This window comes from Saccharothrix sp. DSM 118769 (genome assembly GCF_052936295.1).
This window is the reverse complement of sequence record NZ_CP193627.1, coordinates 660,003-674,511: the sequence shown is the minus strand read 5'-3', so window position 1 is coordinate 674,511 and position 14,509 is coordinate 660,003. Positions and strand designations below refer to the sequence as shown.

At 71.7% G+C, this 14,509-nt stretch carries 16 protein-coding genes and 1 riboswitch; of the genes, 4 read left to right on the top strand and 12 right to left on the bottom strand.

Annotated features, from left to right (window positions below; translation table 11 throughout):
- Positions 1 to 42 precede the first annotated feature (42 nt).
- Positions 43 to 387, top strand: a complete 345-nt coding sequence (locus ACRAKJ_RS03305; RefSeq protein WP_438921178.1) for a hypothetical protein — start codon at positions 43 to 45, stop codon at positions 385 to 387.
- Between the two features lie 3 nt (positions 388 to 390).
- Here ACRAKJ_RS03305 and ACRAKJ_RS03300 read toward each other — a convergent pair whose 3' ends face one another.
- The 10 genes from ACRAKJ_RS03300 to ACRAKJ_RS03255 form a co-directional block, all read right to left on the bottom strand.
- On the bottom strand, positions 391 to 1,356 hold the full coding sequence (locus tag ACRAKJ_RS03300; RefSeq protein WP_438921177.1) for a 4-(cytidine 5'-diphospho)-2-C-methyl-D-erythritol kinase: 966 nt from the start codon (positions 1,354 to 1,356) through the stop codon (positions 391 to 393).
- Positions 1,357 to 1,457: 101 nt separating this feature from the next.
- Positions 1,458 to 2,264 (bottom strand): MetQ/NlpA family ABC transporter substrate-binding protein, encoded by an 807-nt coding sequence (locus ACRAKJ_RS03295; RefSeq protein ID WP_438921176.1) that lies wholly within the window; start codon positions 2,262 to 2,264, stop codon positions 1,458 to 1,460.
- Positions 2,265 to 2,302: 38 nt separating this feature from the next.
- Positions 2,303 to 2,986, bottom strand: coding sequence for an ABC transporter permease subunit (locus ACRAKJ_RS03290; protein WP_438921175.1), 684 nt, complete (start codon positions 2,984 to 2,986; stop codon positions 2,303 to 2,305).
- On the bottom strand, positions 2,983 to 3,993 hold the full coding sequence (locus ACRAKJ_RS03285; RefSeq protein WP_438921174.1) for an ATP-binding cassette domain-containing protein: 1,011 nt from the start codon (positions 3,991 to 3,993) through the stop codon (positions 2,983 to 2,985). Before ACRAKJ_RS03285 ends, ACRAKJ_RS03290 begins: the two co-directional genes overlap by 4 nt.
- A 218-nt stretch (positions 3,994 to 4,211) precedes the next feature.
- Positions 4,212 to 4,304, bottom strand: a riboswitch (SAM riboswitch).
- 87 nt (positions 4,305 to 4,391) lie between these two features.
- On the bottom strand, positions 4,392 to 5,270 hold the full coding sequence (rsmA, locus tag ACRAKJ_RS03280; RefSeq protein ID WP_438921173.1) for a 16S rRNA (adenine(1518)-N(6)/adenine(1519)-N(6))-dimethyltransferase RsmA: 879 nt from the start codon (positions 5,268 to 5,270) through the stop codon (positions 4,392 to 4,394).
- Between the two features lie 10 nt (positions 5,271 to 5,280).
- Positions 5,281 to 6,735, bottom strand: coding sequence for a transglycosylase family protein (locus ACRAKJ_RS03275; RefSeq protein WP_438921172.1), 1,455 nt, complete (start codon positions 6,733 to 6,735; stop codon positions 5,281 to 5,283).
- 278 nt (positions 6,736 to 7,013) lie between these two features.
- A complete protein-coding gene (locus ACRAKJ_RS03270) occupies positions 7,014 to 7,850 on the bottom strand; it encodes a YchF/TatD family DNA exonuclease (protein ID WP_438921171.1) in 837 nt (278 codons plus the stop codon).
- Positions 7,847 to 9,637 carry a methionine--tRNA ligase gene (metG, locus tag ACRAKJ_RS03265; RefSeq protein WP_438921170.1) on the bottom strand — a complete coding sequence of 597 codons (1,791 nt, stop codon included), beginning with the start codon at positions 9,635 to 9,637 and terminating at the stop codon, positions 7,847 to 7,849. Before metG ends, ACRAKJ_RS03270 begins: the two co-directional genes overlap by 4 nt.
- 51 nt (positions 9,638 to 9,688) lie before the next feature.
- Positions 9,689 to 9,859 carry a DUF397 domain-containing protein gene (locus ACRAKJ_RS03260; protein WP_438921169.1) on the bottom strand — a complete coding sequence of 57 codons (171 nt, stop codon included), beginning with the start codon at positions 9,857 to 9,859 and terminating at the stop codon, positions 9,689 to 9,691.
- A gap of 13 nt (positions 9,860 to 9,872) precedes the next feature.
- Complete coding sequence (locus ACRAKJ_RS03255) at positions 9,873 to 10,715, bottom strand: Scr1 family TA system antitoxin-like transcriptional regulator (RefSeq protein WP_438921168.1); 843 nt, start codon at positions 10,713 to 10,715, stop codon at positions 9,873 to 9,875.
- 89 nt (positions 10,716 to 10,804) lie between these two features.
- On the opposite strand from ACRAKJ_RS03255, the gene ACRAKJ_RS03250 reads away from it, so the two are divergent.
- Positions 10,805 to 11,065 carry a hypothetical protein gene (locus tag ACRAKJ_RS03250; RefSeq protein ID WP_438921167.1) on the top strand — a complete coding sequence of 87 codons (261 nt, stop codon included), beginning with the start codon at positions 10,805 to 10,807 and terminating at the stop codon, positions 11,063 to 11,065.
- Here ACRAKJ_RS03250 and rsmI read toward each other — a convergent pair.
- Positions 11,038 to 11,892, bottom strand: coding sequence for a 16S rRNA (cytidine(1402)-2'-O)-methyltransferase (gene rsmI / locus ACRAKJ_RS03245; protein ID WP_438921166.1), 855 nt, complete (start codon positions 11,890 to 11,892; stop codon positions 11,038 to 11,040). The two genes, ACRAKJ_RS03250 and rsmI, sit on opposite strands and share 28 nt — an antisense overlap.
- 15 nt (positions 11,893 to 11,907) lie before the next feature.
- On the opposite strand from rsmI, the gene ACRAKJ_RS03240 reads away from it, so the two are divergent.
- Positions 11,908 to 13,479: a phospholipid carrier-dependent glycosyltransferase gene (locus ACRAKJ_RS03240; RefSeq protein ID WP_438921165.1), complete on the top strand. Its 1,572-nt coding sequence runs from the start codon at positions 11,908 to 11,910 to the stop codon at positions 13,477 to 13,479.
- Between the two features lie 12 nt (positions 13,480 to 13,491).
- Here the strand turns inward: ACRAKJ_RS03240 and ACRAKJ_RS03235 are convergent, their stop codons facing one another.
- Positions 13,492 to 13,950, bottom strand: coding sequence for a winged helix-turn-helix transcriptional regulator (locus ACRAKJ_RS03235; RefSeq protein ID WP_438921164.1), 459 nt, complete (start codon positions 13,948 to 13,950; stop codon positions 13,492 to 13,494).
- A 103-nt stretch (positions 13,951 to 14,053) separates the two neighbouring features.
- Between ACRAKJ_RS03235 and ACRAKJ_RS03230 the strand changes: the two genes are divergently transcribed.
- On the top strand, positions 14,054 to 14,446 hold the full coding sequence (locus ACRAKJ_RS03230; RefSeq protein WP_438921163.1) for a DUF2000 domain-containing protein: 393 nt from the start codon (positions 14,054 to 14,056) through the stop codon (positions 14,444 to 14,446).
- Positions 14,447 to 14,509: the final 63 nt, after the last annotated feature.

Genomic DNA, 14,509 nt, shown 5'->3' with positions numbered 1-14,509 from the left:
CGGCGGTGTGCCCGCGACCACCTCACGCGCTGTAATCGGGTGGTGGCGCAACCGAAGTGGGTGTGGATCGCGGGCGGCCTGGCCGTCCTGTTCGTCATCGGCGTCGTGAACGGCGACGACCAGGGGTCGGGCGGGGCGACGCCGCCCGGCGGGCGGGCCGCCGACACGTGCACCGTGCCGCAGGTCGTGGGCATGGTCCACCAGGAGGCCCAGGACGCCCTCCAGGCGGCGGGCCTGTTCCGGCTGCTGGAGGAGGACGCCACCGGTCAGGGCCGGATGGTGCTGGTGGACCGGAACTGGGTCACGACGGCGCAGAGCGTCCCCGGCGGGCAGGTGGTGGACTGCGGCACCGACATCACCCTCGCCGCGAAGAAGATCGGCGAGTGAGCCTCAGGCGTGCACCTCGGGCGGCGCGGGGCGGGGCGCCTCCTCGGTGCCGATGACGCGCGCGCCGTGCACGGGGCCCTGGGCCACGCGGACCGTGCGGCACACGCCCGCGCCCGCCAGCTCGGCCGCCACGCGCACCGCGGAGTCACCGTCCGTGCACAGGAACGCGCAGGTCGGCCCGGAGCCGGAGACCATGCCGGCCAGCGCGCCCGCGTTCACGCCCGCGCGCAGCGTGCGCCGCAGGTTGGGCCGCAGCGACACGGCGGCGGCCTGGAGGTCGTTGCCGAGCAGCAGCGCGAGCTGCCTCGGGTCGCCGGACGACAGGCCCTCCAGGACGGCCTCGGCGTCGCCCACGCGGGGCGGGTCGCCGTCCGCGCGCAGCCGGTCCAGCTCGCCGAACACCTCGGGCGTGGACAGCCCGCGCCGGTCGAACGCCAGCACCCAGTGGAACGTGTGCCGGGCCAGCACGGGCACGATCTGGTCGCCCCGGTCGGTGCCCAGGGCCGTGCCGCCGTAGAGGGCGAACGGGACGTCCGCGCCGATCGTCCCGGCCAGGACGGCCAGTTCGTCGCGGGTGGTCTCCAGCCGCCACAGGGAGGCGAGGCCGACGAGGGTGGCCGCCGCGTCCGCGCTGCCGCCCGCCATGCCGCCGGCGACCGGGATGGCCTTGCGGATCACCACCCGGACCTTCGGGTCGTCGGGGTCGCGGCCGACGTGCCGGGCGAGCACCCGCACGGCCTTCCACGCCAGGTTGGACGGGCCGGTGGGCACCGAGTCGGCGCCCTCGCCGTGCACCTCCACCCCGGGGTCGTCGGCGATGGCGACGGTGACCTCGTCGGTGAGCGACAGCGCCTGGAAGATGGTCACCAGGTCGTGGTACCCGTCCGCGCGGGGATCGCCGACGGCCAGGTGCAGGTTCACCTTGGCCGGGACGCGGACGGTGACCGGGGGCGGGACGACTGCGAGCACGCCGTGAAGCCTACGGGCGTTTCCGGGTCGCCCGCGCCAAAGACCACCTGAGCAGGCGAAAGACCGGGCGGGGGTTACCCGCCCGGCCTTCGCGGGGTCGGTCAGACGGCCAGGACGGACCCGGCGAACTCGTTCTTGATGTAGTCCTTCACCTGCTGCGACTGGAGCAGTTCGAGCAGGTCCTTGATCCGCTTGTCGTCCTTGAGCTCGGCGCGGGTGACGAGGCCGTTGGCGTTCGGGTTGCCCTCCGCCTTCTCCAGCACCAGGGCGTCGTCGGCGGGCTTGAGGCCGGCGTCGATGGCGTAGTTGCCGTTCACCACGGACGCGTCGGTGTCGTCCAGCGAGCGGGGCAGCTGGGCGGCCTCCAGCTCGACGAACTCCAGGTTCTTCGGGTTCTCCGCGATGTCCCGGATGGTCGCCGTCTTCTCGCTGCCGGCCTTGACCTTGATCAGGCCGTTGTCCTGGAGCAGCTTGAGGCCGCGGGCCTCGTTGGTGGCGTCGTTGGCGACGGCGACCTTCGCGCCGTCCGGCAGGTCGGCGAGCGACTGGTGCTTCTTCGAGTACACGCCCAGCGGCTCGACGTGCACCGGGCCGATCCACTCCAGGCCGGCGCCGCTCTCGGACTTGAAGGTGTCCAGGTAGGGCACGGTCTGGAAGTAGTTGGCGTCCAGCGAACCGTCGACCAGCGCGGTGTTCGGCTGCACGTAGTCGGTGAACTCGACGACCTCGACCTTGAGGCCCTTGGACGCGGCGAGGTTGTCCGCGACGTACCGCAGCACCTGGGCGTGCGGGACGGGGCTCACGCCGACCTTGAGCGCCGCGTCCGGGTTCGAGGCGGCGCCGGTGTCGCCGCTCCCGCAGCCCACCGCGGTCAGCAGCACGGCGAGGAGGGCAGCACGAATACGCATGTCGTTCCTTCTGGGAAAAGTGGTGAGGTGGGGAGGGGCTAGACCGACGCGGTGCGGCGGCGGTCGACGCGGCGCGCGACGACGTTGGTGACGACCTGGATCGTGGTGGCGATGACCGCCAGCACGACGACCGTGCTCCACAGGTACCGGTCGTTGAACCGCTGGTAGCCCATGCGCACCGCGAGGTCGCCGAGGCCGCCGCCGCCGACGACCCCGGCCATCGCCGAGTAGCCGAGCAGGGCGATCGCGGTCACGCCGACCGCGTTGACCAGGGCGGGCAGCGACTCGCGGAGCAGCACGCTGCGCACGATCCGCAGCGTGGACGAGCCCGTCGTGACGGCGGCCTCGACCACCGCCACGTGCACCTCGGCCAGCACGTTCTGCACCAGCCTGCCGACGAACGGGATGGCGCCCACCGCCAGCGGCACGATCGCCGCCGTCGGCCCGATCGTGCTGCTGAGCAGGAGCCTGGTCAGCGAGGTGAGCACCACCAGCAGGACCAGGAACGGCATGGAGCGGCCGAGGTCGACGACGAAGCCGAGGACCTTGTGCACCACCGGGCGCGGCTTCAGCCCACCGGGTGCGGTGAGCTGGAGCCAGATGCCGACGGGGGTGCCGAGCAGGACCGCGATCAGGGTGGAGACCACCACCATGTAGAGCGTCTCACCGGTGGCGACGAGCAGTTGGTCGAAGACCTCCGACCAGGGTGTTGCAGACCTCACGCAGCTACTCCCTGCGGACCCGCGAGGGTCCGGCGCACGGAGCCGCCGGCCTCGGAGATCCACTCCAGCGCCGAGTCGGCGCGCTCACCCTTCAACCCGACGCGGAACCGCGCGACGGGGGTCTCGCCCAGGCGGGTCAGGCCGCCGCCCAGCAGGTTCAGGTCGACGCCGAACCGGCTGGTCGCCTCGGGCAGCAGGGCGCCGACGGCGGCGAAGCCGACCAGCACCACGTCCGCGACCCGGTCGAACGCGGCCTCCGCGCCCGGGTTCTGGTCCACGGCGGGCAGCAGCGAGGCGGCCGTGCGGCTGGCCGCGTCGGACACCAGGTCGAGCACCTTGCCGTGCTCCACGACCTTGCCGCCCTCCAGCACCGCGACGTCGTCGCAGATCCGGCGGACCACGCCCATGTCGTGCGTGACGACGAGGACGGTCACGCCCAGCTCGGCGCGCGCCCGGTCCAGCACGGTCAGCACCGAGCCGGTGGTGTCGGGGTCGAGCGCCGAGGTCGGCTCGTCGGCCAGCAGCACCGACGGCGACGCGGCGAGCGCGCGGGCCACGGCGATGCGCTGGCGCTGGCCGCCGGAGAGCTGGTCGGGGTACGACCCGGCCTTGTCGGTGAGGCCCACCAGGTCGAGCAGCTCGGCGACGCGGGTGCGGCGCTGCGGGCCGGCGATGCCCGCGGCCTCCAGCGGCAGCGCGACGTTGCCGGCGGCGGTGCGCTGGCGCAGCAGGGAGTCGCCCTGCGGCACGACGCCGATCTGCCGGCGGGCGGCGCGCAGCGCGGTGCCGTCGAGGGAGACGAGGTCCGTGCCGTCGACGCGGATCGCGCCGCTGTCCGGGCGCTCCAGCAGGGCGACGCAGCGGGCCAGGGTGGACTTGCCGGCGCCGCTCGGGCCGACGACGCCGAGGACGGTGCCGGCCGCGACGTCCAGGTTCACGCCGTCCAGCGCGCGAACCTGACCGGTACTCCCGGGGAAGGTCTTGGTGAGGTTCTCGACAGTGATCACGTTTTCGCTCCACGAAGGCGTGCGGCGGCGCGCGCTCGTGGCGCGCGTCGACCGGCGGGCTCAGCTCAGGAAGGTGTCCCGCGACGGGGACGGCGAGGATCGAAAAGCGGCCCGGTAAGCGGGCTCTGGGCTCTTCTAGAGGCTGCGACAGCCGGAGGCCGTGCGGCGGCCGTGGTCGACGACCCGCCTTCTCGTGAGCAGCATCCTGGGCACGTGATCCTCCATCGGTCCTGGCTGAAGCACCTGCCCCTGTGGAGGAGTGGTTGCTGCGGCGTCGTAGAGCCAGGTCTCTCGGCCGCTCGGGATGGCAGCACCGAGTACACCCGACGACCCACTCCCGACGCAAGCCTGAAACAGGATCGTCCGGCAAATCACACTTTCGGCCGAAAGATCGACGACTACCGAGTGGAGGCGGCCTCGGCTATCCGGACGAAGTCGGCGACCCCCAGTTGTTCGCCGCGGACAGCGGGGTCGACGCCCGCCTCGACGAGCAGCCGCTCCGCCGCCGCGGCCGACCCGGCCCAGCCGGCCAGCGCGCCGCGCAGCATCTTGCGCCGCTGCGCGAAAGCCGCGTCCACCAACGAGAACAGCGCCTTGCGGTCCACAGAGGACGGGCTCTCCCGGCGGGTGAACGCCACCAGCGCGGAGTCCACGTTGGGCACCGGCCAGAACACCGCGCGCGACACCGGGCCGGCCCGGCGCGCGTCGGCGTACCAGGCGAGCTTGACGCTCGGCACGCCGTAGACCTTGCTGCCGGGGGGCGCGGCCATCCGGTCGGCCACCTCGGACTGCACCATCACCAGGCCGGTGCGCAACGACGGCAGCTCGGCCAGCAGGTGCAGCACGACGGGCACGGCGATGTTGTACGGCAGGTTCGCCACCAGGGCGGTGGGCGCGACCGGCAGCCGGTCGGCGGTGACGCGCATCGCGTCCTCGTGCACCACGGTGAGCCGGTCGGCCAGCAGCGGGGCGCGCTCGGCGGCGGTGGCCGGGAGCCGCTCGGCGAGCTTCCCGTCGATCTCCACGGCCACCACGGCCCGGCACGCGGGCAGCAGCGCCAGCGTCAGCGACCCCAGGCCCGGCCCGACCTCCAGCACGACGTCGTCGGCGGTCAGCTCGGCCGCGGCCACGATGCGGCGCACCGTGTTCGGGTCGTGCACGAAGTTCTGCCCCAGCTTCTTGGTGGGGCGGACGTCCAGCTCGGCGGCGAGCCGGCGAACGTCAGCCGGCCCGAGGAGCGAACTCCCCGGGTCGGTCGACGGTGAAGCGTTGGTCACCCGTGCATTCTTACGACAGGCCCAGCTTCGAGGAACAGTGGGGCCACGCCGAGTAGCCGCCGCGGGCGTCGCGCAGCTTCGTGGCGACGGCGATCTGCTGCTCGCGGCTCGCCTGGTGCGGGTACGCGGCGTACTGCGCGCCGCCGTAGGCGTCCCAGGTGCTCTTGTTGAACTGGAGGCCGCCGTAGTAGCCGTTGCCGGTGTTGATGGCCCAGTTGCCGGTCGCCTCGCACTGGGCGAGGGAGTCCCACACCGCGCCGTCGGGCGGGAGCTTGGTGCCGACCTTGACCTTCTTGGCCTTCGGCTCCTTGGTGACCTTCACGCCCAGCTTCTCGCGGCCGGTCTCCTGGCCGTTCTTCTGCGTGACGCGGTAGGTGACGATCTGCTCGCCGGGCTCGCCCGGCTCCAGGACCTCTTTCTGCCCCTTCATCATCGTGTCGTCCTTGACCTCCTCGACGGGCGGCTGGATGGCCTCCGTCGCGTTGATCACGGACACGCCGGTGCGGGTGATGTGGACCTCGGCGCCGTTGGTGATGCGCAGGTCCGGCGCCGTTTCGAGCTTGTCCTCGGCGCCGAGGGAGAGGTTCTCGTTCTTGAGCATCTCGTCGACCGTCAGAGCGGTCGTCCGCAGCTGCCTCGGCGGGTTGCCGCCGTCGTAGAGCGTGATGGTCTTGAGGCTCTTGACCTCCAGGGACAGGCCCTGGAGCGGCACGTCCATGCCGCGGTCGTGCGAGAGCCACGCGCCCTCGTCCGGCACCTGCATCTGGTCGAGCGCCTCGTCGACGGTGACCGAGCGCACCCAGCCCTCGCGCTGCTCGCCGTCCACGGTCATCTTCACCAGGCGACCGCGGTCCAGCGAGATCTTGCCGCCGTCGCCGACCTTGGCCTGGGGGGACGGGCTCAGCGCGTCGTGCTCGCCCACCACGATGCCCTCGTCCGCGAGGATCTCGCCGACGGTGGACTCGTAGGTCCGCACGGTCTTGGCCTCGCCGTCCACGTCGACCGTGACGGACTTGTCCAGGGCGATGGCGGTCGCGCCGCCACCGGAGATGGTCACCAGCACGGTGGCGACCGCGGCCTTGAGGAAGCGCCGCTTCCACTTCCCCGCGGCTTCGACCAGGGCGGCCGGCGGGGCGTCGGGCCGCTCGGCGGCCGGTCCGCCCGCGACCCGGTCCTGGGAGACCTCGTCGGGGATGATGATCGGGGGGAGGAGCGTGGTCTCGGCGTTGATCAGCCGGATCAGCTCGTCGACGTCGACGTTGGCGTTCGCCAGCAGCTCGTCGGCCTCGGGGCCCAGCACGTCCAGCACGTCGTCGGGCGTGATGCTGAAGACGGCGGTCTCCCAGCCCGAGTTGTCCACGTCGTAGAGCGGTCCCGGTCTGTCCAGGACGTCCACCGAGGTGGCCACCGCCGGGGCGGTGTTCACGGGCGTAAACCAGTCGGTGTCCTCGTTGAACGAGTTCACGGGGTTCCATACCTCCTGAAGGCGCGAAGACCAGCCACGCGCACGTTCGGTGTCGGTGGTCAGCTAGTGATCTCCGGCAACTCCCGTGCGGTTCGGTGCTTCATCGCTTCTGGTGTGTGTCGACCCGCCCCGACTGCGGGTGCGCCCCGTGGATACGTGGGGCACGGTCACGGGACCGTAACGGGTGGACGGGGGTTGTGCCAACACCCCTACCGAGCTTGTGAGTTCGCTCACTCCCCCGGCGGAGCACAGTCGTCCGCCGTTTGTCGTAAGACCGATTACGACTCCGCCACGTCACGAAGCCCGAAGACCCGCTCGGCGGTTCGGGTGATCATGGTGGCGAGTTCGGCCGGGTCCTGCTCACGCAGCGTCGCGATGTCCCGGAGCGTGTAGGCGGCGCAGTACGGTTCGTTCGGGCGACCCCGGAAGGGGTGCGGCGTCAGGAACGGCGCGTCCGTCTCCACGAGCAGGTGGTCGTCGGGCACCCAGCGGGCCGCCTCGCGCAGCGCGTGGGCGTTGCGGAACGTGGTCGTGCCCGCGAAGGACAGGACGAACCCGCGCTCCACGCACGCCTCGGCGAACGCCAGGTCGCCGGAGAAGCAGTGGAACACCACCGAGTCCGGCGCGCCTTCGGAGTCCAGCACGGCGAGGACGTCCTCGTGCGCGTCCCGGTCGTGGATCATCAGCGGCTTGCCGACCGACTTCGCCAGCTCGACGTGCCACCGGAACGCCTCGTGCTGGGCGTCCTTGGGCGCGTAGTCCCAGTAGTAGTCGAGCCCGGTCTCGCCGATCGCCACGACGCGGGGCAGCCCGGCCAGCCGGGTCAGCTCGGCCTTCACGTCGTCGCCGAAGTCGGACGTGCGGGTCGGGTGCAGCGCGACGGCCGCGAAGACCCGCTCGTCCCACGTGGCGGCCTCGGCGGCCCAGCGGGCGGCGTCGAGGTCGTCGGCGACCGTGACCACGCGGTCGACCCCGGCCGCGTTGGCCCGGTCCAGCATCTCGCGGACGTCCTGCGGCGTCTTGGCGCCGCAGGCGTCGAGGTGGGTGTGGGCGTCGACCACCGGCGCCGGGAGGGTCTCCGGCACCGGCGGTCGCTCGCCCCTGCGCTTGCTCACGTGACGATCGGCGCCCACTCCGGACCGGTCTCGCCCAGTTCCGGGTCGAGCTTGGCGAACAGCGGGCTCGGCTTCACCAGCGGCCGTCCCACCTCGATCGGCGTGGACCCCCACGTCGCCTGCTCGGACGCGTAGTCACCGGTCAGCACCGGGTACTCGCGCTCGGGCGCGTCGAGGTCGGTGACCTCGGTCAGCTGCGGCTGCGCGGCCCACACGCCCGTGCCGCCCAGCGCCTCGTGCACCTTCTGCGCCGAGTGCGGCAGGAACGGCGTGAGCAGCGTGTTCGCGTCCTGTACGACCTGGAGCGCGGTGTGCAGCACGGTGTCGCGGCGCTCCGGGTCGTCCTTGAGCTTCCACGGCTCCTGGTCCGACAGGTACCGGTTGGCCGCGGCGACCACCTTCATCGCCTCGCCGGACGCCTGCTTGAACCGCGAGCGGCGCAGGTGCGCGCCGACCACGTCGAACGCCTTGTTCGACAGCAGCAGCAGCTCGTGGTCGGCGGCGGTCGGCTTGGTCGGCCTCGGCACCGCGCCCACGTTCTTGTGCGCCATGGAGATCGACCGGTTGACCAGGTTGCCCCACTCGTTGGCCAGCTCGAAGTTCGTCCGGCGGACGAACTCCTCCCAGGTGAAGTCGGTGTCCTGGTTCTCCGGTCCCGCGACCGAGATGAAGTAGCGCAGCGCGTCCGGCCCGAACTGCTTCAGGAAGTCCGTGACGTAGATGACCGTGCCGCGCGAGGTCGAGAACTTCGAGCCGCTCATGGTGAGGAACTCGGAGGACACCACCTCGGTGGGCAGGTTGAGCGCGCCGAACGCGCCCGGCTGCCCGCCCTTCGCGCCCTGGCCGTTCTGGCCCAGCAGCAGCGACGGCCAGATCAGCGAGTGGAAGACGATGTTGTCCTTGCCCATGAAGTAGTAGCCCTGGGCGTCACCCGTCCAGAACTCCTTCCAGGCGTCGTCGTCCCCGCTGCGGCGGGCCCACTCGACGCTCGCGCTGAGGTAGCCGATCACCGCGTCGAACCACACGTAGAACCGCTTCATCGGCTGCTCGCTCCACCCGTCGAGCGGGATGGGGATGCCCCAGTCCAGGTCGCGGGTGATGGCGCGCGGGCGCAGGTCGCCGATCAGGTTCTGGCTGAACTTGAGCACGTTCGGCCGCCACTCGGTGCGCGTCTGGAGCCACGACCCCAGCGCGTCGATGAACTGCGGCAGGTCCAGGAACAGGTGCTCGGTCTCGACGAACTTCGGCGTCTCCCCGTTGATGCGGGAGCGCGGGTTCTTCAGGTCGACCGGGTCGAGCTGGTTGCCGCAGTTGTCGCACTGGTCGCCGCGCGCGCCGTCGTAGCCGCAGATCGGGCACGTGCCCTCGATGTAGCGGTCGGGCAGCGTGCGGCCCGTCGAGGGGCTGATCGCGCCCATCTCGGTCTTGGGGATGACGTAGCCGTTGCGCCACAGGGCCAGGAACAGCTCCTGGACCACCTTGTAGTGGTTGCCCGTGGTGGTGCGGGTGAACAGGTCGTAGGAGAGGCCCAGGCCGTGCAGGTCGTCCGCGATGACGCGGTGGTACTTGTCGACGAGTTCGCGCGTGGTCAGCCCCTCCTTCTCCGCCTGGACGGAGATGGGGGTGCCGTGCTCGTCGGAGCCGGAGACCATGAGCACCCGGTTCCCCGACATGCGCATGAAGCGGGAGAACACGTCGGAGGGGACACCGAAACCGGAGACGTGACCGATGTGGCGGGGGCCGTTGGCGTACGGCCACGCCACCGCGGTCAACACGGAGGCACTCATGTGCTAAGCCTACGGAGGCCCCGCTGGCGGATTCTGCCGGGTGGGCGTGCGCTACCCGGTCGTGCGGAGCAGCCTCACCCAGGCGGTGGCGGGGAAGCTCAGGTGCCCGGCGCGGGGGTTCTTCGAGTCCCGCGCGAGAACCCTGTCCTCGGTGAACGCCACCTCCACGCAGGCCCCGTTGTTGGCGCTGCGACTGCTCTTGAACCACTGCGGCTCGGACATGGAGCCTCCTCGGTCATCCACCGTCGACCAACGACCGGATCAACGTGAGCGACTGCTGGGCGGACAACGCCGTCGAACGCAGGTTGTCCACCGCCATCTTATAAGACCGCACGTCGTCTTGGTCCTGCACGTAGACGGCACCGTCGAGGCGTTCGGCGTAGACCACGGACTGCGCCTGTGCGAAGTCGAGGACGAAGAAGCTGCCGCTGGTAGCCGCGTGCGGCCCGTCCTCCGGCCTGATCAGCTGGATGGTCACGTTGTCCAACCCGCTCATGTCCACCAGGTGCCGGTACTGCGCCCGCCGCACCTCGGGCGTGCCGACGTCGAGCCGAAGAGCCGCCTCGCCGATCACCGCGTGCAGCGCCAGCGGCCGGTCCTCGGTCAGCCGCCTGGCCCGCGCCATCCGGAAGGAGGCGAAGCGCTCGTTGTGGTCGCGGCGCACGAACCCGGTCGCCTCGGTGATCGCCTGCGCGTAGTCCTCGGTCTGGAGCAGGCCCGGCAGCACCATCGGCTCGAAGCAGAACTCGGCGGTCGCCAGCCCCTCCAGGCCGACGAAGGTCTTGAACCAGTCCGGCACCAGGTGGGACCAGGGCGCCCACCAGCTCCGGCCGGTCGAGCTGCCCGCCAGCGCGGCGAGCCGGTCGACGTCCTTCCGGTCCGCCCCGTAGACCTCCACCAGCTTGGCGACGTCGTCGGGGAACTGCTGGTAGCGGCCGGTCTCCATGTGGCCGACCTTGGCCCGCGTGATGCCGGCCGCCGCCGCGGCCCTGGCCAGGGTCACCCCGCTGAGCTTCCGGTAGTGCGCGAGTTCGACGCCCACGAGCCAGCGCAGGGCGGACGGGTCGTTCCGGGTCATGCCGGAGATCCTGGCCGACCCCGCCCGCCGGGACGATCACTCGAAGGTGTACTTATGCGCGCTAGCTTTCTCGCCTTAGCGTTCGCGGCATGACCAAGAACCACCTCCGCGAGCAGGTCGTGGCCGCCCAGCCCCGGATGTTCGCCCTCTACGGCGCGTTCCGGCGCGAGCCCGCCGTGACCTTCGTCGGCTGGGGCGTCCAGCTCGCCGGCCTGGACAAGGCGTACCTGTGGGGCACCACCGGCACCCACATCGGGGACTCCGCCGAGCAGATCGCCGAGGCGCACCGGGCGTTCGGCGACACCGAGCTGGTCTGGCTCGATCAGCCCTTGCTGACCACGGCGTCGTAGAGCGCCTTCTTGCTCACGCCCGCCGCCTCCGCCACCTCGGCCGCCGCCGACTTGAGGCGTTCGCCGTCGGCCACCCGCTGCTTCACCTCGGCCACCAGCGACTCGACCGACGGTGCCGCGCTCGGCTCGCCGGGCGCCAGCACCACCGTGACCTCGCCCCGCACGCCCCCCTCGGCCCACTCCACCAGCTCGGCCAGCGTCCCCCGCCGCACCTCCTCGTAGGTCTTGGTCAGCTCCCGGCACACCGCCGCCCGCCGGTCCGACCCGAGCACCGCCACCGCGTCCGCCAGGGTGGCCGCGAGCCGGTGGGGTGACTCGAAGAAGACCACGGTGCGAGGATCGTTCAACAATCCAGCGAACCAACGCTGCCGCTCGCCGCCCTTCCGGGGCGGGAAGCCGTCGAACGCGAACCGGTCGGACGGCAGGCCCGACACGGCCAGCGCCGTCGTCACCGCCGACGGGCCGGGCAGGCAGGTGACGCGGATGTCCTCCGCCACGCACGCCGCCACCAACCGGTAGCCGGGGTCGGACACGCTGGGCATGCCGGCGTCGGTCACGAGCAGCACGGTGCGCCCCTCGTGCAACGCCTCCAGCAACCCGGGCAGGCGCGACGTCTCCACCTGGTCGTAGAAGCTGACGACCCGACCGGTGGGCGTCACGTCCAGCGCCGAGGCCAGCGACCGCAGCCGCCGCGTGTCCTCGGCCGCGATGACGTCGGCGGTGGCCAAGGCGTCGACCAGCCGAGGCGAGGCGTCTCGGACGTCGCCGAGCGGAGTAGCCGCGAGAACCAAACGGCCTGATCCAGATACAGGACTCACGCCCCTCACCCTACGATCGGCCCCGTGAGCCTGATCGCACCGCAGTCCGCAGACGACGTGGTCACCGCCGGCGAGGTCCCGCCGGCGAGCCCGCCACCGGGCAACGACCGCGAGACGCGGGCGCGCCAGCTCGACCCCGGCCCGCTGAGCAGCCCGCTGCGCGGCTGGCTCGTCACGCTGACCGTCGCGCTGATCGGTGGCGTGGTCCGGTTCTGGAACCTCGGGTTCCCGACCGACAAGGGCACCCCGGTCTTCGACGAGAAGCACTACGTGCCGCAGGCGGCGCAGGTGCTGCGCAACGGCGGCTACGAGGACAACCCGGGGTACGAGCTGATCGTGCACCCGCCGCTGGGCAAGCAGCTCATCGCGCTCGGCGAGTGGCTGTTCGGCTACGACGGCGTGGGCTGGCGGTTCGCCTCGGCGGTCGCGGGCACGATCACGATCCTGCTGGTGGTGCGCATCGCGCGCCGCCTGACCCGCTCGGACCTGATCGGCGCCGTCGCGGGCGTGCTGCTGATCGCGGACGGCGTGAGCCACGTGCAGTCGCGGATGGGGATGCTCGACATCTTCCTGGCGCTGTTCGTGGTGGTGGCGTTCGCCTGCCTGGTCGCGGACCGCGACCAGGTGCGCGCCCGGATGGCGGTCGCGGTGCGCGAGGGGTGGGCGACCGCGTCCCCGTACGGCCCGTGGCTGGGTTTCCGCTGGTGGCGGTTCGCGGGCGGCATCGCGCTCGGCCTCGCGTGCGGCGTGAAGTGGTCCGGCGTCTGGTACATCGCGTTCTTCGGCGTGATGTCGGTGCTGTGGAGCGCGACGGCCCGGCGCGCGGCGGGCGTGGAGCGGCCCTGGCTGGGCGCGGCCGTGAAGGACCTGGCGCCGTCGCTGTTCGCGCTCCTGGCCGTCCCGCTGCTGGCGTACCTGGCCACGTGGTGGTCGTGGTTCGCCTCCGAGACCGCGATCGACCGGCACGTGGCGGGCGTGAAGATCCCCGAGGACGGCTGGGTCCCCGCGCCGCTGCGCGCGCTCTGGTACTACAGCGGCAACGTGCTGGACTTCCACACCAAGCTGGTCACGCCCGCGAACAGCCCCCACCCGTGGGAGTCGAAGCCGTGGACGTGGCCGATGGGCCTGCGCCCGATGCTCTACTACTTCGAGGGCGCGGTCGCCGGCTGCGGCGCGGCGACGTGCGTGGGCGCGGTCATGCTGATCGGCACCCCCGCCATGTGGTGGCTGGCGTTCCCCGTCCTGGCCTGGGCGCTGTGGCAGGCCATCACGAGGCTCGACTGGCGCTACGCCGCCGTGCTCGTCGGCTACGGCGCGGGCTTCCTGCCGTGGTTCACCAACGTCGACCGGCAGATGTACTTCTTCTACGTGACGCCGATGGCCCCGTTCCTGGTGCTCGGCATCGCGCTGGCCCTGGGCGAGGTCCTGGGCCGCAGCACGGACGGCGCCGAGCGCCGCGGCACGGGTCGCCTCGCGGTGGCCCTCTACGTGGGCCTGGTGGTCGCGAACTTCGTGTGGCTGTGGCCGATCCTCAACGGCCTGCCGATCACGCCGGAGGTCTGGGACGCCCAGAAGTGGCTGCCGTCCTGGAACTGACGCCGTGACCGGTCACCGCGGCAGTTCGGTGAGCACGGGGTTGCGCAGCGCCTCGTAGATCACCGAACTGCGGAAGCTGATCACCTCCCGCCGCACGCTGAGGTGGTCGATGAGGAACGCGTGCAGGTGCTCCAGGTCCTGCACGGCGACGTGGATGAGGAAATCGTCGTCCCCCGCCACCACGAACATCGCCGTCACCTCGGGCAGCCCGCCGATCGCCGCCTTGAACGCGGCGATCACCGGGCGGCTCATCGGGCGCAGCCTGGCCGCCACGAACGCCTGCACGGGCCGGTTCAGGGCGGTCAGGTCCACGTCCGCGTGGTAGCCCTTGACGACGCCGCGCTCGCGCAGCGCCCGCACCCGCTCCAGGCAGGTCGACGGCGCCACGCCCAGCCGCCTGGCCAGCTCGCGGTTCGTCAGCCGCGCATCCAGTTGCAGGTTCCTGATGATCGCCGAATCAAGTTCGTCCACGGCGCGATCATGCCAAACCGCACCGAACGAAGTTCGGTATCGCTGGACAACAGCGTTCAGGTGAATAGTTTCGACAGCACTACACCGAACGAACGGACGCGAAGTGCTGCCCACGAAACTCGCCCTGGTCCTGCGTGACGACCTGCCGCGCAACCTCGCCGCCAACGCCGCCGCCGTCCTCGGCCTCACCCTCGGCGCCCGCCTGCCCGACCTGCTCGGCGAGGACGCGAAGGACGCCGACGGCACCGTCCACCTGGGCCTGAACACCCACCCCGTGCCGGTGCTGGTGGCGCCTCCCGAGCAGCTCAAGGCCCTGCACCGGGCCGAGGGCGTGCTGAAGGTCGGGTTCACCGAGGTCGCCCGCGCGTCCCGCACCTACCCCGAGTACCTCGAAGCGCTGGCCGTGACGCCGGACCCGGAGTTCACCGCCGTCGCCCTGTACGGCCCGCGCACCGAGGTCAGCCGGCTGACCCGCAGGCTGCGGCTGCTCGCGTGAGACCGGCTGCTCGCGTGAGACCGGCTGCCGGCGTGGGACCGGCTGCTCGCGCGAAGCCGGGTG